This window comes from Bradyrhizobium sp. 14AA, from assembly GCF_054185205.1.
On sequence record NZ_JAVAYM010000037.1, the window covers coordinates 22,571 to 42,135 of the forward strand.

The 19,565-nt window shown below is 65.2% G+C and carries 15 protein-coding genes; 7 read left to right on the plus strand and 8 right to left on the minus strand.

The genetic code is table 11. From position 1 onward, the window contains the following. The first annotated feature begins 93 nt into the window (after positions 1-93). On the plus strand, positions 94-2,832 hold the full coding sequence (mutS, locus tag RAD15_RS39680; protein ID WP_458184140.1) for a DNA mismatch repair protein MutS: 2,739 nt from the start codon (positions 94-96) through the stop codon (positions 2,830-2,832). A gap of 175 nt (positions 2,833-3,007) precedes the next feature. On the opposite strand, the gene RAD15_RS39685 is transcribed toward mutS, so the two are convergent. Continuing rightward, on the minus strand, positions 3,008-4,684 hold the full coding sequence (locus tag RAD15_RS39685) for a methyl-accepting chemotaxis protein (RefSeq protein ID WP_458184141.1): 1,677 nt from the start codon (positions 4,682-4,684) through the stop codon (positions 3,008-3,010). A 227-nt stretch (positions 4,685-4,911) separates the two neighbouring features. On the opposite strand from RAD15_RS39685, the gene RAD15_RS39690 reads away from it, so the two are divergent. Continuing rightward, entirely contained in the window at positions 4,912-5,037 is a 126-nt protein-coding gene (locus RAD15_RS39690; RefSeq protein ID WP_458184142.1) for a hypothetical protein, read from the plus strand. 58 nt (positions 5,038-5,095) lie between these two features. On the opposite strand, the gene RAD15_RS39695 is transcribed toward RAD15_RS39690, so the two are convergent. The 5 genes from RAD15_RS39695 to RAD15_RS39715 form a co-directional block, all read right to left on the minus strand. Continuing rightward, complete coding sequence (locus RAD15_RS39695) at positions 5,096-5,893, minus strand: hypothetical protein (protein ID WP_458184143.1); 798 nt, start codon at positions 5,891-5,893, stop codon at positions 5,096-5,098. Between the two features lie 169 nt (positions 5,894-6,062). After that, the gene (locus tag RAD15_RS39700; protein WP_212303282.1) at positions 6,063-6,572 is read right to left on the minus strand and encodes an OsmC family protein; all 510 of its coding nucleotides are present in this window, start codon (positions 6,570-6,572) and stop codon (positions 6,063-6,065) included. A gap of 55 nt (positions 6,573-6,627) precedes the next feature. Then, entirely contained in the window at positions 6,628-7,413 is a 786-nt protein-coding gene (locus tag RAD15_RS39705; protein ID WP_458184144.1) for an ABC transporter ATP-binding protein, read from the minus strand. Positions 7,414-7,417: 4 nt separating this feature from the next. Further along, a complete protein-coding gene (locus RAD15_RS39710; RefSeq protein ID WP_458184145.1) occupies positions 7,418-8,263 on the minus strand; it encodes an ABC transporter permease in 846 nt (281 codons plus the stop codon). A 216-nt stretch (positions 8,264-8,479) separates the two neighbouring features. Further along, positions 8,480-9,451 carry an aliphatic sulfonate ABC transporter substrate-binding protein gene (locus RAD15_RS39715; RefSeq protein WP_458184146.1) on the minus strand — a complete coding sequence of 324 codons (972 nt, stop codon included), beginning with the start codon at positions 9,449-9,451 and terminating at the stop codon, positions 8,480-8,482. 189 nt (positions 9,452-9,640) lie between these two features. Between RAD15_RS39715 and RAD15_RS39720 the strand changes: the two genes are divergently transcribed. Next, complete coding sequence (locus tag RAD15_RS39720; protein ID WP_458184147.1) at positions 9,641-12,430, plus strand: [protein-PII] uridylyltransferase; 2,790 nt, start codon at positions 9,641-9,643, stop codon at positions 12,428-12,430. A 96-nt stretch (positions 12,431-12,526) separates the two neighbouring features. On the opposite strand, the gene RAD15_RS39725 is transcribed toward RAD15_RS39720, so the two are convergent. Next, on the minus strand, positions 12,527-13,057 hold the full coding sequence (locus RAD15_RS39725) for a methylated-DNA--[protein]-cysteine S-methyltransferase (RefSeq protein ID WP_458184148.1): 531 nt from the start codon (positions 13,055-13,057) through the stop codon (positions 12,527-12,529). Positions 13,058-13,096: 39 nt separating this feature from the next. Here RAD15_RS39725 and RAD15_RS39730 point away from each other — a divergent pair, with 39 nt between their 5' ends. From RAD15_RS39730 to RAD15_RS39740, 3 genes are all read left to right on the plus strand, one after another. Continuing rightward, positions 13,097-13,513, plus strand: coding sequence for a DUF1304 domain-containing protein (locus RAD15_RS39730; protein WP_458184149.1), 417 nt, complete (start codon positions 13,097-13,099; stop codon positions 13,511-13,513). Between the two features lie 133 nt (positions 13,514-13,646). Next, positions 13,647-14,888 carry an ABC transporter substrate-binding protein gene (locus tag RAD15_RS39735; RefSeq protein ID WP_458184150.1) on the plus strand — a complete coding sequence of 414 codons (1,242 nt, stop codon included), beginning with the start codon at positions 13,647-13,649 and terminating at the stop codon, positions 14,886-14,888. A 285-nt stretch (positions 14,889-15,173) separates the two neighbouring features. Beyond that, complete coding sequence (locus tag RAD15_RS39740) at positions 15,174-16,400, plus strand: ABC transporter substrate-binding protein (protein WP_458184151.1); 1,227 nt, start codon at positions 15,174-15,176, stop codon at positions 16,398-16,400. A 132-nt stretch (positions 16,401-16,532) separates the two neighbouring features. Here the strand turns inward: RAD15_RS39740 and RAD15_RS39745 are convergent, their stop codons facing one another. Further along, positions 16,533-16,958: a DUF1330 domain-containing protein gene (locus RAD15_RS39745; protein WP_458184152.1), complete on the minus strand. Its 426-nt coding sequence runs from the start codon at positions 16,956-16,958 to the stop codon at positions 16,533-16,535. A gap of 166 nt (positions 16,959-17,124) precedes the next feature. Here RAD15_RS39745 and RAD15_RS39750 point away from each other — a divergent pair, with 166 nt between their 5' ends. Continuing rightward, positions 17,125-19,347, plus strand: coding sequence for a transglycosylase domain-containing protein (locus RAD15_RS39750; RefSeq protein WP_458184153.1), 2,223 nt, complete (start codon positions 17,125-17,127; stop codon positions 19,345-19,347). The last annotated feature ends 218 nt before the right edge of the window (positions 19,348-19,565 follow it).

Genomic DNA, 19,565 nt, shown 5'->3' on the forward strand with positions numbered 1-19,565 from the left:
AACGCATGCCGCGATGCGGACAACGTGGAAAACCCGCTCCTGCCGGCCAAAGCAATAGGAGCAGAAGGCGAAATTTTGTAGGTTGCGCCGCCCATGACGATGCAACAGCCCATCCCCGTTCCGCCCCCCGAAGAAACGCCCGCGCCGCAGGCGGAAGCCGCCGCGCGCGTCACGCCGATGATGGAACAGTACCTTGAAATCAAGGCGGCGCATCAGGGCCTGCTGCTGTTCTACCGGATGGGCGACTTCTACGAGCTGTTCTTCGAGGATGCCGAGATCGCCTCGAAGACGCTCGGCATCGTGCTGACCAAGCGCGGCAAGCATCAGGGCAACGATATTCCGATGTGTGGCGTGCCGGTCGAGCGCTCCGAGGATTATCTGCATCGCCTGATCTCGGCCGGCCACCGGGTCGCAGTGTGCGAGCAGACCGAGGACCCCGCCGCCGCGAAAGCGCGCGGCAACAAGAGCGTCGTGCGCCGCGGCGTGGTGCGGCTGGTGACGCCGGGCACGCTGACCGAAGACAATCTGCTCGATGCCCGCGCCAACAATTACCTGCTGGCCATCGCGCGCGCCCGCGCCTCCGGCGGCGGCGACCACTTCGGCCTTGCCTGGATCGACATCTCGACCGCCGAGTTCATGGTGACCGAATGCTCTAGCGGCGAGCTTGCCGCGACGCTGGCGCGCATCAACCCGAACGAGGCTATCGTCACCGACGCGCTCTACAACGACAGCGAGCTCGGACCGACCTTGCGCGAGCTGCCGGCGGTGACGCCGCTGACCCGCGACGTCTTCGACGGCGCCACCGCCGAAAAGCGCCTGTGCGACTATTTCGCCGTCGCGACCATGGACGGACTGGCGCAGCTCACGCGTCTGGAAGCCACCGCCGCGGCCGCCGCCGTCACCTATGTCGACCGCACCCAGGTCGGCAAGCACCCGCCGCTGTCGCCGCCCGCGCGCGAAGCGTCCGGCGCGACCATGGCGATCGATCCCGCCACCCGCGCCAATCTCGAACTGACGCGGACGCTGGCCGGCGAACGCCGCGGCTCGCTGCTCGACGCGATCGACTGCACCGTGACCTCGGCAGGCTCCCGTCTGCTGGCCCAGCGTCTTGCGGCGCCACTGACGGACGCGCCGGCGATCGCGCGGCGGCTCGATGCCGTCAGCACCTTCGTGGCGGATTCCGCCGCGCGCGAAGACATCCGCAGCATCCTGCGCGGCGCGCCCGACATGTCGCGGGCGCTGGCGCGTCTCTCGGTCGGCCGCGGCGGCCCGCGCGACCTCGCGGGCCTGCGCGACGGCATCATCGCCGCCGACCAGGTGCTGGCGCGGCTTTCCGAGCTCGACCAGCCGCCGCAGGAGATCGCGGTGGTGATGGCGGCGTTGCAACGTCCGTCACGCGAGCTGGCAGCCGAATTTGCCAGCGCGCTCGACGAGCAATTGCCGCTGATCAAGCGCGACGGCGGCTTCGTTCGGCAAGGCTACGAGCCCGCGCTCGACGAAACGCGAAACCTGCGCGACGCCTCGCGTCTCGTCGTGGCCTCGATGCAGGCCCGCTACGCCGACACGACCTCCGTCAAGGGCCTCAAGATCCGGCACAACAACGTGCTCGGCTATTTCGTCGAGGTCACCGCGCAGCACGGCGACAAGCTGATGTCGGCGCCGCTGAATGCCACCTTCATCCACCGCCAGACGCTGGCGGGACAGGTGCGCTTCACCACCTCGGAACTCGGCGAGATCGAAGCCAAGATCGCCAATGCCGGCGACCGCGCGCTCGGACTCGAGCTCGAGATTTTCGATCGGCTTTGCGCGAAGGCCCTGGCGATCAGCGACGATCTGCGCGCCGCCGCCCATGCCTTTGCGCTGCTCGACGTCGCGACCTCACTGGCCAAGCTAGCGGTCGACGATAATTATGTGCGGCCCGACGTCGATGACTCCCTCGGCTTTGCCATCGAGGCCGGCCGCCATCCCGTGGTCGAGCAGGCGTTGAAGCGCAATGGCGAGCCGTTCATCGCCAATGCCTGCGACCTGTCGCCGGCGCCGGCACAAAAATCCGGCCAGCTCTGGCTGCTCACCGGTCCCAACATGGCCGGTAAATCGACCTTCCTGCGCCAGAACGCGCTGATTGCGCTGCTGGCGCAGATCGGCAGCTTCGTGCCGGCGACGCGCGCTCGGATCGGCATCATCGACCGCCTGTTCTCGCGCGTCGGCGCCGCCGACGATCTCGCCCGCGGCCGCTCCACCTTCATGGTGGAGATGGTCGAGACCGCGGCGATCCTGAACCAGGCCGGCGAACGCGCGCTGGTGATCCTCGACGAGATCGGCCGCGGCACCGCGACCTTCGACGGCCTCTCCATCGCATGGGCCGCGATCGAGCATCTGCACGAAAGCAACCGCTGCCGCACGCTGTTCGCGACACATTATCACGAGCTGACCGCGCTCTCCGCAAAACTACCGCGGTTGTTCAACGCCACCGTGCGCGTGAAGGAGTGGCAGGGCAACGTCGTGTTCCTGCACGAGGTGCTGCCCGGCTCGGCCGACCGCTCCTACGGCATCCAGGTGGCAAAACTCGCAGGCCTGCCGCCGGCGGTGATCACGCGCGCCAAATCCGTGCTGTCCAAGCTGGAGGCGCAGGACCGCGGCCAGACCGCGCGCGCGCTGGCGGACGATCTGCCGCTGTTCGCAGTCCCCTCGCGCGCCGCGGCCGAAGCCGCGCCGCCGAGCGAAGCTGAATTGCTGATGGAAGCCGTGAAGGCGCTGCACCCCGACGAGATGTCCCCGCGCGAGGCGCTCGATGCGCTGTATGCGTTGAGGGCCAGGCTGCCGAAGCAGTGATGCTGCCGTAGCCCGGATGAGCAAAGCGACATCCGGGACGCCTGTTCCCGCGTATCGCTTCGCTCATGCGGGCTACGAGACTTTCTAAACCGAGAGAAAAATGGTGGGTTACGCCGGCGGACTGCGCTTCGCGCAGCCGCGTGCTAACCCACCCTACGGTTCCCTGTGCGCTTGGCTACGCCCTCGCCGCGATCGCTGCCGCTTCCGCGGCGGCGCGCTGCATGCTGGTCGACATCTCGTTCGTCACCGTGCTCTGCTCCTCGACGGCGGCCGCCGTCGACGTCACGTACTCGCTGACGTTGTTGATCGCCTGCTTGATCGAGCCGAGTGCGCTGACGACGTCGCCCGAGATGCTGTTGAGGCTTCCGATCTCCTCGCCGATCTTGTCGGTCGCCTGCTTGGCCTGGTTGGCGAGGCTCTTCACCTCGGACGCGACCACCGCGAAGCCACGGCCGGCTTCGCCCGCCCGCGCCGATTCGATCGTGGCGTTGAGCGCGAGCAGGTTGATCTGCCCGGTGATGCTGTTGATCATCTCGACGATGCCGCTCATCGCCTGCGCCGCCTCGGTGAGGCGCTGCGCCTGCGCGTCGGCGGAGGCGACCTGATCCACCGCGCTCATCGCGGTCTCGCGCGATTTGGTCATCGCCTCGGAGATCTCGCGCACCGAGGCGTTGAGCTCCTCCGAGCCCGCGGCCACCGATTCCATCATGCCGCGCACGCGCTCGTTGCCCATGCGGACCAGCACCTGCCGCGTCGTGTCGGTGGCATATTTCACGACCTTGAACGGCTTGCCGTTGAGGTCGAGGATCGGGTTGTAGGAGGCCTGGATGTAGACCTCCTTGCCGCCCTTGCCGATGCGCTTGTATTCGGCCGCCTGGTACTGGCCACGGTTGAGCGCGGCCCAGAACTCGCGATAGGCCGCGCCATCGCGTTCCGACGGCTCGACGAACATGCTGTGATGATGGCCCTTGATCTCGGCGAGCGAGTAGCCGAGCGTGCCGAGAAAGTTGGCGTTCGCCGTGATGATCGTGCCGTCCATGTTGAACTCGATCACGGCCTGGGCCTTGTCGATCGCCGCGATCTGACCGGCGAGATCGGCGTTCTTCAGCTTCTCCGCGGTGACGTCGGTCGCGAACTTGACGACGCCGTACGGCTTGCCCTTCTCGTCGAGCAGCGGATTGTAGGAGGCCAGAATCCAGATCTCGCGACCGCCCTTGCCGATTCGCTTGAACTCGCCGGCCTGGTAGTCGCCGCGATTGAGCGCCGCCCAGAACTCGCGATAGGCCGTGCCGTCGCGCTCGGACGGCGCCACGAACAGGCTGTGATGCTTGCCTTCGATCTCGGCCAGCGAGTAGCCGAGCGCCTTGCAGAAATTCTCGTTGGCCGTGACGACGGTGCCGTCGAGCTTGAACTCGATGACGGCCTGGGCGCGGCCGATGGCGGCGACCTTGGAGGCCTCGGTCATCGCGCGAATCTTCTTCGCGGTGATGTCGGTCGCGATCTTGGCGACCATCACCGCCTTGCCGTCGCCGTCGAGCACCGGATTGTAGGATGCTTCGATCCAGACCTCGCGGCCGCCCTTCGCGATCCGCTTGAACTCGCGCGCCTGATACTCGCCACGGTTCAGTGCGGCCCAGAACGCCTTGTACTCGGCGTTGTCGCGCTGGTCGGCCGGCACGAACATGGAGTGATGCTTGCCCTGGATTTCGTCAAGCCGATAGCCGAGGGCATCGAGAAAATTCTTGTTAGCCGCGATGATCGTCCCATCAAGGTTGAATTCGATCATCGCCTGCGAACGGCCGATGGCGGCGAGTTGTGCTTCCGCATTACCCCGGGACTTGCGACCAAACATCAGAAGAATCTCCATCTCGAAATACCGCCGATGGGGACGCACCCGTCGGAATAAGGAATGTGATCGCGCGGCAGCGTCGCCGTATCTCAATCAGCGGCTCCCGCGGGCCGTTCGCTTGAAAAGAGCCGCGCCAATTTGCGCGGACGGAATCGAAAGCGGGCGCAATCCAATTCGTACGGGAAAAGCTCGAATAAAGTTCTAATAGAAATGTCGGAATTCGGCGGCCGATGGATGAGCCTGTCCGCGCGATGAATGGCGGCGTTCAAGCCGGGAAAAAACGGCAGAACCTTGAAATCATGTTTCTCGTTCAACGACTTGAGAAGGTGCCGCGTCGTGCCCTCGGCGCCAATTGAGCTGGCATGACGTATTCGCGCGCCGCCATGTCGCGTCCGTAGTCTCACGGCTCCGCGGTCACGCCTTGCGCATCGCACGCCTGCCGATGCCCCACAGCGTCAGATTCCAGGTGACGCAGGTGCCGAGTGCGAGAGTCAAACCGACGGCCGAGCCGAACTGCACCACCGCGACGTGCATGACGGCAATCGCCATGCCGAATCCGAGCAGGCCCCACGCGGAGTTGGCGAGCACGGCTGCGGTCGGTGGGCCGCCGATGCGCGGATGCAGGATCAGCATGATGCTCGAGAACACCACCGGATACAGTGCGATGATGCCGCTGATCCGGGGGCCGACCCAGCCCGAGGTCGAGACCACGATGGCGACGAGGGTCGCGACCAGCGAAGCCCGCATCGGCACGTCGTACCAGCGCCGCGTCACCAGCGGCATCTTCACATGGCGATAGCCCGCCAGAAGCGGAATGCAGATCCCGAACGCGATCAGATTGGCGGCGAGCCCGGCGGTGAGCGACCACTCGAACTGCCGGATGATCGAGGCAAGCACGATCCAGACCGCAACTGCGCTTCCGCAACTGACCAGAAGATTGTGACGCTGCGCCAGCACGACGTAGATGAGGCACATGAAGATCGTCGCGGCGTTGATCGGAAGACTTGCCAGCGAGCCTTGCGCGATGAAGGCGGCATCGTGGTCGAGCGCGAGGAAGACGTAGGAGGGACCGGCCGAGATCGGCAGGGTCGCGACCAGCGCGCCGATCACCGGGCCCGAGCGCTCGGCGATCATCGACGCCGTCACGACGAACGCCGCCGCGATCGCCATGCGCAGGAGGAGGAAGAGGATGAAGTAGAGGTCGGGGGGCATTTTTGTTTGTCGTCCTGGACAAGCGAAGCGCAGATCCCAGGACCCATAACCACAGGCTTCGCTGTGTTGGACGGTTGTGGTTGTCAGTACCGCAAGGCAATCGGCACTAGGGGTAATGGGTCCTGGCTTTCGCCAGGACGACGCCCGTTGTTAGGCCACAATGCTCGTCTCACATCCGCTGCATCGACACCGAAACCTTCGGGCCGTTCTTGATGGTCTGATAGACCACGCAATAGCGCTCGGTGAGCTTGAGCAGGAGATCGAGCTTGTCCTGCGGCGCGTCGGTGTCGACCTCGAAGCGCAGGCGGATCTCGGCGAAGCCGACCGGGGTCTCCTTGTCGACGCCGAGCGTGCCGCGAAAATCGAGATCGCCCTCGGCATAGACGTTGCCGGTCTTGAGCGGCACCTCGATCGCGGTCGCGACCGATTTCAGCGTGACGCCGGCACAGGCGACCAGCGCTTCCAGCAGCATGTCGCCGGAGCAGAGCTCGAGCCCGGAACCGCCGGTGGCCGGATGCAGGCCAGCCATCGCGATGGCGCGGCCGGTCTCGACCTTGCAGGCGATGCCTTCGCTGTCGGTCGAGCCCTTGGCCTTCAGCGTGATCATCGCGGTCTTGGGATCGGTCTTGTAGCGTTCCTTGATCGGGGCCTGCATCTGGCGCAGTTCGGCGGCGTCCATTGTTGTTCTCTCCCGGAAAAATTACCCCTCAATGTACCGGCTCAGAGAGAAATTGTCACCACCACATGGCCTGACCGGGACCCTGGGTTGCGTCACGGTCGGGCACGCTGCGGTCGAGCGAACGGTCGAGTGACGTCAGCACACTGCGCTTGAAATTCTCGAACAGCGGCGCATTGCGGTCGCGCGGCCGGCCCAGATTGATCTCGATCTGGTCGAACAACCGGCCCGGCCGCGGCCGCATCACCAGCACGCGATCGGCCAGCACCACGGCCTCGTCGACGTCATGCGTGACGAGGATCAAGGTCGGCCGCGTGTCGGCCCAGAGGTCGAGCAGGTGATCCTGGAGATCCCTGCGGGTGAAGGCGTCGAGCGCGGAGAACGGCTCGTCGAGCAGGAGAACCTCGGGCTGCGGCACCAGCGCGCGTGCGATCGCAACGCGCTGCGCCTGCCCGCCGGAGAGCTCGCGCGGCCAGGCCTGCGCCTTGTCGGCAAGCCCGACACGTTCGAGCGCGCGCGCGGCCTTCTCGCGCCGCTCGGCCGCAGGCAGATCGGCAAGGCCGAAGCCGATATTGTCGGCGACGCTGAGCCAGGGCAGCAGCCGCGGCTCCTGGAAGATGATGCCGATCTTGGCATGCGGCGAGGCGATCGCCTCGTTGTCGAGCGTGACCGTGCCCGAGGAGGCGCGATCGAGGCCGGCGATGGCGCGCAGCAGCGTGGACTTGCCGCAGCCGGAGCCGCCGATGATGGCGATGATCTCGCCCTGCCTGATCTCGGCGGAGAAGCGGGCCAGCGCCTGAACGCCGTTGGGATAGGTCTTGCTGACCCGGTCGAGCGCGAGCATCGCCTTACGCTCCCTTCGCGCGCCCGAAGGCGTCCTGCCAGCGCAGGAAGGGCGTGGCCGCGACCTCGATCAGCCAATCGGTGAGCTTGCCGAGGATGGCGAAGATCACGATGGCGGCGAGGATCTGCGCGGGCTTGCCGAGCTGCTGGCCGTCGAGCAGGAGATAGCCGAGGCCTTCGGAGGCGCCGATCAGCTCGGCGGCGACCACGAACATCCAGCCGAGGCCGAGACCGACGCGCAGGGACACGACATAGGCCGGCAGCACCGCGGGCAGCAGGATGCGGCGGATCATCGCGAACCCGGAGAGGCGGAAGGTGCGGCCGACCTCGACGATCTTCCGATCGACCGAGAGGATCGCGCCCATCACGCCGAGATAGACCGGGAAGAACACGCCGACCGCGATCAGCGCGATCTTCGAAGTCTCGAAGATGCCGAGCCAGAGGATGAACAGCGGCACCCAGGCGAGCGAGGGGATCGCGCGCAGCGCCTGCACGGTCGGATCCAAGAGCCGCCGCGCCAGCGACCAATAGCCGGAGATGGCACCTAGCAGCGTGCCCGCGACGACGCCGAAGGCGAAGCCGAGCCCAACGCGCCACAGCGTTGCGGCGATGTGGCGGACCAGCTCGCCGGAGCGGGCAAGCTCGGTGATGGTGGCAAAGACCCGCGAGGGCGGCGGCACCAGCCGGCCGTTGGACCAGCCGAGCCAGACCACGAGCTCCCACCCAAGCGCGAGCGTCAGCGGCAGCAGCAGCCCCAGCACCGGCCGCGCGTAGCGAGCAATCCGCGAGGGCTCAGCGGCGCTTTCGGCCGGTTCCGAGGATCGTTGCAGCACTGGCGCGTCGGAGATCATGGCCGGTAGGAAGCGCGTCTGGGATGGGATTGCAACACTACTCTTGCCGCGGCTTCCGCTGCCCTCTTCCTTCTCCCCTTGTGGGAGAAGGTGGCGCGAAGCGCCGGATGAGGGGTTCGCTCGACTCGCACGACCATTCGTGAGGATAGATACCCCTCACCCGGCTTCGCGTTCCGCGAAGCCACCCTCCCCCACAAGGGGGGAGGGTTAAGAGCGTCAATTCGTCGGCAGCGGGACCTGGTCGTCGATCAGGGCATCGAGCGTCGCCTTCACGTCGACCTTGGCATCGACCACGCCGGCTTGCTGAAGCGCGAGGCCCGCGGCGAGGATCGACTCGCGCTGCGGTGCGCCGATGCGGCTGTGGGTGAGCTCGGTGCGCTCCTTGAGCTGCTTGTCGACAACCGCCTCGGGCAGTTTTGTGACCGCGATGAAGGTCTTCTTCAACTCGTCGTAATTCGCCAGCGAATACTTTCGTGCTTCCTCATACACCGCGAGCACGCGGCGGGCGGCATCGGGATAATCCTTCAAGAACTGCTCGCGCACATTGAGGATGCCCCAGGTGTTGGCGTCGGCCTTGCGATAGAACAGTTTTGCGCCTTCCTCGACCTCGGCCTGCGCCATCATCGGATCGAGCCCAGCCCAGGCATCGACGTCGCCGCGGATCAGCGCGGTCTTGCCGTCGGCGTGCTGGAGCAGCACCGGCGTGATGTCCTTTTCGGTGAGGCCGGCCCCAAGCAGCGCGCGCACCAGGAAGATGTGCGGATCGGTGCCGCGCGTCACCGCGACGCGCTTGCCCTTGAGATCGGCAACGCCAGCGATCTTGGAATCCTTTGATGTCACCAGCGCGGTCCACTCAGGGCGCGAATAGACGTAGATCGACTTGATCGGGTTGCCGTTGATCTTCGCCACCAGCGCCGCCGAACCCGCGGTCGAGCCGAAATCGATCGAGCCGGCGTTGAGGAATTCGAGCGCCTTGTTGGAGCCGGCCGACTGCACCCAGGTGACCGTGATGCCGTCCTTGGCGAACTCCTTCTCCAGCAGCCCCTTCTGCTTCAGGACCATCGACACCGGATTGTAGGTCGCCCAGTCGATGCGGATTTCCTTGAGCGGATCGGCCGCCCGCGCCGCAGGGGTGATTGCGAGCGCCACGGCTCCCGCCAGCAGAATGCGTCGTGTAATCCTGGTCATGCCCAGCCTCCTCCAAAAACTTCATTGTTTTTCAATGAGTTATATCTAGAGGTCAACGAGAAAATCCCACCCTTGAAAGCGCGCCGGCCGAGAACAGATTTGCCCGAAGCCGCAGCTTTCCAGCATGGAACGACTATTGCCAGAGAATGGCGGGTGACAGCGCCTGTCACCTCTTATATCCGGTGAGACATGGACAGCGTCGCGACAGAGCACAAGGCCGAGGTGGACGATCGCTTCGACAGCGCGCGGATCACCGCCGCGGTCGATGCGCTTGCCGAAAAGCATCAGGGACGCGAGGACGCGTTCCGCACCGCCATGGCGCAACTGCTCAAGGCCGAGCTGATCGCGGCGCGCGCCGCGGCACAGGCGATCCTGCTGAAGGACCGCCACGGAAGGCGCTGCGCCGAGCGGCTGTGCCACGTGCAGGACGAGATCATCCGCATCCTGTATTCGGCTGCGACCCGTCATCTCTACCGCTCGCCGATCCCGAGCGGCGCCGAGCGCATGGCCGTGGTCGCGACCGGCGGCTATGGCCGCGGCCTGATGGCTCCGGAATCCGACATCGATCTGCTCTTCATCCTGCCCTACAAGCAGACCGCCTGGGGCGAGCAGGTCGCGGAAGCGATCCTCTATTGCCTCTGGGATATGGGGCTGAAGGTCGGGCACGCCACGCGCTCGGTCGACGAATCGATCCGCCAGGCGCGCGGCGACATGACCATCCGCACCGCGATCCTGGAGACGCGCTTCCTCACCGGCGACCAGCCGCTCTACGACGAGCTGGTCGAGCGCTTCGACAAGGAGGTGGTGCAGGGCACCGCGTCCGAATTCGTCACCGCCAAGCTCGCCGAGCGCGAAGAACGCCACCGCCGCGGCGGCCAGTCGCGCTATCTGGTCGAACCCAACGTCAAGGACGGCAAGGGCGCCCTGCGCGACCTGCACACGCTGTTCTGGATCGCCAAATACGTCTACCGCGTCCGCGACACCGACGAGCTGGTCGAGCGCGGCGTATTCGACGCGCAGGAATACCGCAGCTTCCGCCGCTGCGCCGATTTCCTCTGGTCGGTGCGTTGCAATCTGCATTTCTACTCCGGACGCGCCGAGGAGCGCCTGTCCTTCGACCTCCAACGCGAGATCGCGGTGCGGCTCGGCTACACCTCGCATCCCGGCATGCAGGACGTCGAGCGCTTCATGAAGCACTACTTCCTGGTCGCCAAGGAAGTCGGCAACCTCACCGCCATCCTCTGCGCCAAGCTGGAGGACCAGCAGGCCAAGCCCGCGCCGGTGCTGAGCCGGATGATGGCGCGGCTGCGGCCGACCGCCGTGAAGCGGCGCGTGCCTGACAGCGACGACTTCATCGTCGACAACAACCGCATCAATATCGCCGCGCCCGACGTGTTCAAGCACGATCCGGTCAATCTGATCCGCATCTTCCGCCTGGCGCAGAAGAACAACCTCGCCTTCCATCCGGACGCGATGCGCGACGTGACGCGCTCGCTCGGCCTGATCAACGCGGGCTTGCGCGAAAATCCCGAGGCGAACCGGCTGTTCATGGAGATCCTGACCTCCGACAACGCGGAGATCGTGCTGCGGCGGATGAACGAGACCGGCGTGCTCGGCCAATTCATCCGCGCCTTCGGCAAGATCGTCTCGATGATGCAGTTCAACATGTATCATCACTACACCGTCGACGAGCATCTGATCCGCTGCATCGGCTTTCTCCAGGACATCGAGCGCGGCGGCATCGAGGAGTTCACGCTCGCCAGTGACCTGATGCGCAAGAGCCGGCCCGAGCACCGCGCGGTGATCTACATCGCAACGCTCCTGCACGACGTCGCCAAGGGCCGGCCGGAGGATCACTCGATCGCCGGCGCCAAGGTGGCGCGCCGGCTGTGCCCGCGGCTCGGCTTCAGCCCCGCCGACACCGAGCTCATCGCCTGGCTGATCGAAGAACATCTGACGATGTCCACTGTCGCGCAGTCGCGCGACCTCTCGGATCGCAAGACCATCGAGAATTTCGCCGCCGTGGTGCAGTCGGTCGAGCAGATGAAACTGCTCACGATCCTGACCACCGCCGACATCCGCGGCGTCGGTCCGGGCGTGTGGAACGGCTGGAAGGCGCAGCTGCTGCGTTCGCTCTACTACGAGACCGAGCCGGTACTGACCGGCGGCTTCTCGGAAGTCGACCGTGGCAAGCGCCTCACGGCGGCCTACGCCGAATTCCGTAACGCCTTCGCCGAATGGCCGGCGGACGAGCTCGATGCCTATATCGGCCGGCACTATCCGGCCTATTGGCTCAAGGTCGAGCTGCCGCGCAAGATTCGCCACGCCCGCTTCGTGCGCTCGAGCGAGCAGGCCGGCCACAAGCTCGCGATCAATGTCGGCTTCGACGAGGTACGCGGCGTCACCGAGCTGACGATCTTCGCCGCCGACCATCCGTGGCTGCTCTCGATCATCGCCGGCGCCTGCGCCTCGGCCGGCGCCAACATCGTCGACGCCCAGATCTACACCACGACCGACGGCCGCGCGCTCGACACGATCTCGATCTCGCGGGAATACGACCGCGACGAGGACGAGGGACGGCGCGCCACGCGCATCGGCGAGATGATCGAGGACGTGCTGGAAGGCAAGCTGCGCCTGCCCGAAGTGGTGGCGCGGCGCACCGTGCGCAGCAAGGCGCGCCCCTTCGTGATCGAGCCGGAAGTGACCATCAACAACCAATGGTCCGACCGCTACACCGTGATCGAGGTCTCCGGCCTCGACCGACCCGGCCTGCTCTACGAGCTGACCACTGCGATCTCCAAGCTCAACCTCAACATCGCCTCGGCCCATGTCGCGACCTTCGGCGAGCGCGCCCGTGACGTGTTCTACGTCACCGACCTCCTCGGGGCCCAGATCAACGCGCCGACCCGCCAGGCCGCGATCAAGAGCGCGCTGACCCATGTGATGGCCGGCGACAAGGCGGTTCAGCCGGCGGCGTGATTTGGCTCGTCATTCCGGGGCGCGCTTGTTAGCGCGAACCCGGAATCTCGAGGTTCCGGGTTCGATGCTTCGCACCGCCCCGGATCGACGGAGTTTTCAAACCTCCACCCCCTCGTGCCGCAGCAGCCAGCGCTTGCGCTCGAGGCCGCCGCCGTACTTCACCAGCGAACCGTCCGCACCGATCAAGCGGTGACAGGGCAGCACCACGCTGATCGGATTGGAGCCGTTGGCATGGCCGACGGCGCGAATGGCTTTTGGCATGTCGATCCTTGCGGCCATCGCGCCGTAGCTCATCGTGGTGCCCGCAGGGATTTGCGCAAGCGCGGTCCAGACCTTCTGCTGGAACGGCGTGCCGGCAATGCGCCATGCGATTCTACCGAGCTGGTCGAGCTCACCCTCGAAATAGCGCGACAGCGCGGTCCGCATCGCCGCGGGCGCGGGCTGATCGCTGAGGTCCACCGTGCCGTAGTGCAGGCGCAAGAGCTCGCGCATACGGTGCTCATAATCATCCCAGTCGAGCGCGCGCAAGGCGCCCTCGGCGTCGGTGACGAGCAATGCGATTCCGATCGGCGTCGTCAGGCGATCGAGACCGAAGCGTTCAGGCGTCCTGGTTGACCGAGCGGGCATTGCGGCACCATTGCATCGAAACACGGCATCGCGTTTGCCATGGCGGCCGTGCTAACGTCCACCCGAAAGCTGACGCTTTTGGGGGAGCTCAACTTGATTCTCATCGCCAATATCCTGGTGGCGCTGGTCGCCGCACTGCACGCCTACTTCCTGATCCTGGAGATGTTTCTCTGGGACAAGCCGCTTGGCTTGAAGACATTCCGCAATACGCCTGACAAAGCCGAGATCACGAAGGTGCTGGCCGCCAATCAGGGGCTCTATAACGGCTTCCTTGCCGCCGGCCTGATCTGGGGGCTCATCCACGGCAACCCGGCCTTCGCGTTCCAGATCAAGGCGTTCTTCCTGCTTTGCGTGATCGTGGCCGGCGCCTATGGCGCCGCGACCGTCAGCAAGCGCATCCTGATGGTGCAGGCGCTGCCGGCCGCGATCGCGCTCGTGGCATTGTTCCTGACCTGAGACGCTTCGGCGCAGCGCCGCGATCCTTGCGCGGCGGCGAACGTTCCTCCACAATCTTCGGCAGCGATGGCGACCGTTGCAATCAACGGAAAAAGACCATCGACCAAAATTCCGTCAGGAGGAACAACCCAACATGACCAACCGCAGAGCCTTCATGGCTGCCACGGCGGCGCTCGCCTTCGCGTTCTCCGCCGGCCAGGCCTTCTTCAGTCAGGCCCTCGCCCAGAAGAAGTACGATACCGGGGCGAGCGATACCGAGATCAAGATCGGCCAGACCGTGCCGTTCTCCGGCGCCTACTCCGTCTACGCCAATATCGGCAAGACCCAGGCTGCCTATTTCAAGATGATCAACGATCAGGGCGGCATCAACGGCCGCAAGATCAACCTGATCCAGTATGACGACGCCTATTCGCCGCCGAAGACGGTCGAGCAGGTGCGCAAGCTCGTCGAAGGCGACGAGGTGCTGTTCACGTTCCAGCTGATCGGCACCGCGGCCAACGCCGCCGTGCAGAAATATCTCAACGGCAAGAAGGTGCCGCAGCTGCTCGCCTCGACCGGCGCTGCACGATTCAATGATCCGCAAAACTATCCCTGGACCATCGCCTACAATCCCAACTACGTGTCCGAGGGACGGATCTACGCAAAGTACATTCTCAAGGAGCATCCGAACGCCAAGATCGGCGTGCTCTACCAGAACGACGACATGGGCCGCGACTATCTCGCGGGCCTCAAGAGCGGGCTCGGCGACAAGGCCGCCAGCATGATCGTCGGCGAAGTGTCCTACGAGGTCACCGATCCGACGGTGGACTCGCAGGTGGTAAAGCTGAAGTCGATGGGCGTCGACGTCTTCTTCGACGCCTCGACGCCGAAATTCGCGGCGCAGGCGATCAAGAAGCTCGCCGACCTCGGCTGGACGCCGGTGCATATCCTCGACATCAATGCGAGCCCGATCTCGGCAACGCTGAAGCCGGCCGGCCTCGACATCTCCAAGGGCATCATCTCGACGCAGTACGGCAAGGAGCCCGGCGATCCCCAGTGGAAGGACGATCCCGGAGTGAAGGCCTTCTTCGCCTTCATGGACAAGTATTTCCCGGAAGGCGACAAGCTCAACACCGTCAACACCTATGCCTATTCGGTGGCCGAGCTGCTGACGCAGGTGCTCAAGCAGTGCGGCGACGATCTGACGCGTGAGAACATCATGAAGCAGGTCGCCAACATCAAGGACTTCACGCCGAGCTTCGCGCTGCCCGGCATCAAGATCAACACCGGGCCGAACGACTACCGCGTCAACAAGCAGATGCAGATGATGAAGTTCAACGGCGAACGCTGGGAGCTGTTCGGACCGATCATCGAGGACTCGGGGCCGTCGGGTTAGAGCCTATTCGTAGTGAATGCGTAGGGTGGGTTAGCTTGGCGGATGCGCGGAGCGCGATCCGCCGGGCGTAACCCACCTCTTCTGCGTCCGCGGACATGAACAGTGGTGGGTTACGCCTTACGGACTGCGCTTCGCGAAGCCGCGAGGCTAACCCACCCTACGAACTGCGGGCGCGTCCCCGCCTTGCGTTGCAGCAACACCTCCTCCACACTCGCGCTCAGCGATGGCGGCGGACGCGCATGCGTCCGACCGACCATCGGCGATAACAAACTGAGGAAATTGCGAATGAGGAATGGAATGCTGCATTGGGCCACGGCAACGGCGCTGACCCTGGCGCTGTCGGCCTCAGCGGCCAATGCCCAGAAAAAATATGATCCGGGCGCCAGCGACACCGAGATCAAGGTTGGACAGACCGTGCCGTTCTCGGGGCCGGCGTCGGCCTATGCATCGATCGGCAAGACCCAGGCCGCCTATTTCAAGATGATCAACGACCAGGGCGGCATCAACGGCCGCAAGATCAACCTGATCCAGTATGACGACGCCTATTCGCCGCCGAAAGCGGTGGAGCAGGTGCGCAAGCTCGTCGAGAGCGACGAGGTGCTGCTGACCTTCCAGATCATCGGCACACCCTCGAACGCGGCGGTGCAGAAATATCTCAATTCCAAGAAGGTGCCGCAACTGTTCGCGGCCACCGGCGCCTCGAAATTCACGGACCCCAAGAACTTCCCGTGGACCATGGGCTACAACCCGAACTATTTCGTCGAGGGCCGCATCTACGGCCAGTACATACTGAAGGAGCATCCGAACGCGAAGATCGGCGTGCTCTATCAGAACGACGACCTCGGCAAGGACTATCTGAACGGCATCAAGGCCGGCCTCGGCGACAAGGCCGCCAAGATGATCGTGACGGAAGCGTCCTACGAAGTCTCCGATCCGACCGTCGATTCGCAGATCCTCAAGATCAAGGACGCCGGCACTGATCTGTTCTTCAGCGCCACCACGCCGAAACAGGCGGCGCAGGCGATCAAGAAGATCGCCGAGCTCGGCTGGCATCCGGTGCAGATCGTCGACATCAACGCCACCTCGGTCGGCGCGGTGATGAAGCCCGCCGGCCTCGATGCGGCCAAGGGCGTGATCAGCGTCAACTACGGCAAGGATCCGCTCGATCCGACCTGGAAGGACGACGCCGGCATGAGGCGATATTTCGACTTCATGGCGAAGTACTATCCTGATGGCGACAAGGACTCGAACTTCAACGTCTATGGCTATGGCACCGCCCAGCTCCTGGCCCACGTGCTGCAGCAGTGCGGCGACAACCTGACGCGCGAGAACGTCATGAAGCAGGCGGCTTCGCTGAAGGACGTGAGCGGTGACACCGCCCTGCCCGGCATCAAGGCGAACACCTCAGCCACAGACTACCGCGTCAACAAGCAGCTTCAGATGATGAAGTTCAACGGCGAGCGCTGGGAGCTGTTCGGCCCGATCCTGGAGGATGCGGGGCCGGCGGGTTAGTGGTGATCTCGTAGGGTGGGTTAGCCGCAGGCCTAACCCACCACTTCTGCCGGCACACCGGAAAGAGAAGAGGTGGGTTACGCCCAGCGTACTGCGCTTCGCGCAGCCGCTGCGCTAACCCACCCTACGAACTCAAGTCGGTATCTCCCCGAAATTCTTCCCCACCGGCAGCACCGCGTGGCGTATCAGCCGTGAGTCCTCCACCGCGGCCTGGCGATGCTTCACCGCCTCGCGATAGACGGGATCGCGGATCATCTCGACGAAGGCCGCCACGCTCGGATACTCCGCGATGAAGCAATGGTCCCAGCGCTCGTCCTGCGGGCCGATCAGCATCAGCTCGAACCTGCCCTGCCAGATGATGCGGCCGCCGAGACGTTCGAACACCGGGCCGCTCTCGCGGCCATAGGCGGCATAGGCCTCCGCGCCGCTCGCCTTGCGGCCATCGGGATAGGCCGCCTCTTTGCGCAAGCGCACCAGGTTGAGCATCTGGATCGGGCCCGGGCGGTCGTTGTCCCGGAATTGCGCGAAGATCTCCTTGGTCGGATCGATATGGCCCATGCGAGTTCCCTCTGTTCTTGTGCATCGATCCTAGCTTCGCCGCCTAAGAAGCGGAACTGCGGCGGGCGAATGCCGCATCTCCTAATCACACGTTAACGACCGGGTAACCGGGCCTTAAACAGCGACCGCTAGCGTGCGGCGGGGCGGGCTGACCGGGCGTTTGCGTATGGGGTTGGGTAAGAAAAAGGGTGGGCGGAAGGAACCGTTGTTCGGCTTGCCCGCGGCGCTCGCCGATCTGCGCCTGACCGCCGCGGACCGCGTTCCCGGCGGCGACGACAAGCCGAAGAAAGCAACGAAATCATCCGCCAAGCGCAAGAGCGAGGATTCCGGCGACGAGCCGCCGCGCGAGCGCAAGGCACCCCCGAGCCGCAGCGGCGCCAAGCGGCGCTCCAAGTCACGCATCAGTGCAAGTCTCGGCCGCCTGGTTTATTGGGGTGCGGTGCTGAGCCTGTGGGGCGTGATCGCCGTGATCGGGCTCGTGATCTATGTCGGCGCCCATCTGCCGCCGATCCAGTCGCTGGAGATTCCCAAGCGCCCGCCGACGATCCAGATCGTCGGCATCGACGGCAGCATGCTGGCGCAGCGCGGCGAGATGGCCGGCGCCAATGTCGCGCTGAAGGACCTGCCGCCGTACCTGCCGAAGGCGTTCATCGCCATCGAGGACCGCCGCTTCTATTCGCATTTCGGCATCGACCCGATCGGCATCCTGCGCGCCCTCGTCACCAACGTGCTCCATCGCGGCGTGTCGCAGGGCGGCTCGACGCTGACGCAGCAGCTCGCCAAGAACCTGTTCCTGACCCAGGAGCGCACCATGCAGCGCAAGCTGCAAGAGGTGGAGCTCGCGATCTGGCTGGAGCGCAAGCATTCCAAGGACGAGATCCTGGAGCTCTATCTCAACCGCGTCTATTTCGGCTCCGGCGCCTACGGCGTCGAAGCTGCCGCGCAGAAATATTTCGGCAAGTCGGCCAAGAGCGTCACCGTCGCGGAAGCCGCGATGCTGGCCGGCCTCGTCAAGTCGCCCTCGCGCCTCGCGCCGAACCGCAATCCCGAAGGCGCGGAGGCGCGCGCGCAGATCGTGCTCGCGGCGATGGCCGATGCAAAGTTCATCACGGACGCCCAGGCCCAGGCCTCGATCGGTCACCCCTCCTACAACGTGAAGCCGGTCGGCGCCGGCACGGTCAATTACGTCGCCGACTGGATCGGCGAGGTGCTGGACGACCTGGTCGGCCAGATCGACGAGAGCATCAAGGTCGAGACCACGATCGATCCGAAGCTGCAGGGAGTGGCGGAAGCCGCCATCATCGACGAGCTCGCGGCCAAGAGCGTGAAGTTCAATGTCAGCCAGGGCGCGCTGGTGGCGATGACGCCCGACGGCGCCGTTCGCGCCATGGTGGGCGGGCGGAACTATTCCGAGAGCCAGTACAACCGCGCGGTGACCGCGAAACGCCAGCCGGGCTCCTCGTTCAAGCCGTTCGTGTACCTGACCGCGCTCGAGCAGGGCCTGACGCCGGACACCGTGCGCCAGGACGCGCCGATCGAGGTCAAGGGCTGGAAGCCCGAGAACTACACCCATGAATATTTCGGCGCGGTGACGCTGACGCAGGCGCTGGCGATGTCGCTCAACACGGTCGCCATCCGTCTCGGGCTCGAGGTCGGGCCGAAGAACGTGGTCCGCACGGCGCACCGGCTCGGCATCTCCTCGAAGCTCGAGCCGAATGCGTCGATCGCGCTCGGCACGTCCGAGGTCTCGGTCGTCGAGCTGGTCGGCGCCTATGCGCCCTTCGCCAATGGCGGCCTCGCGGTGGCGCCGCATGTCGTGACGCGGATCAGGACGCTGGGCGGCAAGCTGCTCTACATGCGCCAGCCTGACGAGCGTAACCCGGTGATCGACCCGCGCTATGTCGGCATGATGAACACGATGATGCGGGAGACGCTGATATCAGGCACCGCCAAGAAGGCGGAGATCCCCGGCTGGCCGGCCGCCGGCAAGACCGGCACCAGCCAGGATTACCGCGACGCCTGGTTCATCGGCTACACCGCCAACCTCGTCACCGGCGTCTGGCTCGGCAATGACGACAACTCGCCGACCAAGAAGGCCACCGGCGGCGGCCTGCCGGTCGAGGTCTGGTCGCGCTTCATGCGCACGGCGCACGAGGGCGTGCCGGTGGCAGCCTTGCCGAACTCGCAATCCAATTGGGGCCTGTCGAACCTCGCGCAGGCGGCATCGCAGGTGTCGCCGCCGACGGCAGCCGCGCCTGGACCGGCAGCGGCTCAGCCCTCCAGCGCTGGTGGCTATCGCCCGCCCCCGACGCGCGCCAATGTGCGGCCGGAGGCTGCGGCAGGGCTGGATGGCTGGCTGATGGACCGGCTGTTTGGCGGGAACCGATAGGCTCGAGCTGAGGGCCTTGATGACCTCAAAACAAAAACTGCGAAAACAACCCCATGCACAGTAGAAGGTGATTGCCGGCGCGATGCGCGGTGGACGGCGCGAAGCATTTGATGCGGCGGGGCTAATCGGGCAAGCGGCGCAATCGTCGCGAAGTGTGGCGAGAATCGAGCGAGACGCGCTGAAGCCGCACCACCCTCCGCTGTCATTCCCCGCGAAGG

What these genes read in the sequence shown, in the direction of transcription:
- mutS (WP_458184140.1), top strand. Translation starts at nt 94, where the DNA reads ATGACGATGCAACAGCCCATCCCCGTTCCGCCCCCCGAAGAAACGCCC.
- RAD15_RS39685 (WP_458184141.1), bottom strand. Translation starts at nt 4,684, where the DNA reads ATGTTTGGTCGCAAGTCCCGGGGTAATGCGGAAGCACAACTCGCCGCC.
- RAD15_RS39690 (WP_458184142.1), top strand. Translation starts at nt 4,912, where the DNA reads ATGGATGAGCCTGTCCGCGCGATGAATGGCGGCGTTCAAGCCGGGAAA.
- RAD15_RS39695 (WP_458184143.1), bottom strand. Translation starts at nt 5,893, where the DNA reads ATGCCCCCCGACCTCTACTTCATCCTCTTCCTCCTCCTGCGCATGGCG.
- RAD15_RS39700 (WP_212303282.1), bottom strand. Translation starts at nt 6,572, where the DNA reads ATGGACGCCGCCGAACTGCGCCAGATGCAGGCCCCGATCAAGGAACGC.
- RAD15_RS39705 (WP_458184144.1), bottom strand. Translation starts at nt 7,413, where the DNA reads ATGCTCGCGCTCGACCGGGTCAGCAAGACCTATCCCAACGGCGTTCAG.
- RAD15_RS39710 (WP_458184145.1), bottom strand. Translation starts at nt 8,263, where the DNA reads ATGATCTCCGACGCGCCAGTGCTGCAACGATCCTCGGAACCGGCCGAA.
- RAD15_RS39715 (WP_458184146.1), bottom strand. Translation starts at nt 9,451, where the DNA reads ATGACCAGGATTACACGACGCATTCTGCTGGCGGGAGCCGTGGCGCTC.
- RAD15_RS39720 (WP_458184147.1), top strand. Translation starts at nt 9,641, where the DNA reads ATGGACAGCGTCGCGACAGAGCACAAGGCCGAGGTGGACGATCGCTTC.
- RAD15_RS39725 (WP_458184148.1), bottom strand. Translation starts at nt 13,057, where the DNA reads ATGCCCGCTCGGTCAACCAGGACGCCTGAACGCTTCGGTCTCGATCGC.
- RAD15_RS39730 (WP_458184149.1), top strand. Translation starts at nt 13,097, where the DNA reads ATGGCGGCCGTGCTAACGTCCACCCGAAAGCTGACGCTTTTGGGGGAG.
- RAD15_RS39735 (WP_458184150.1), top strand. Translation starts at nt 13,647, where the DNA reads ATGACCAACCGCAGAGCCTTCATGGCTGCCACGGCGGCGCTCGCCTTC.
- RAD15_RS39740 (WP_458184151.1), top strand. Translation starts at nt 15,174, where the DNA reads ATGAGGAATGGAATGCTGCATTGGGCCACGGCAACGGCGCTGACCCTG.
- RAD15_RS39745 (WP_458184152.1), bottom strand. Translation starts at nt 16,958, where the DNA reads ATGGGCCATATCGATCCGACCAAGGAGATCTTCGCGCAATTCCGGGAC.
- RAD15_RS39750 (WP_458184153.1), top strand. Translation starts at nt 17,125, where the DNA reads ATGGGGTTGGGTAAGAAAAAGGGTGGGCGGAAGGAACCGTTGTTCGGC.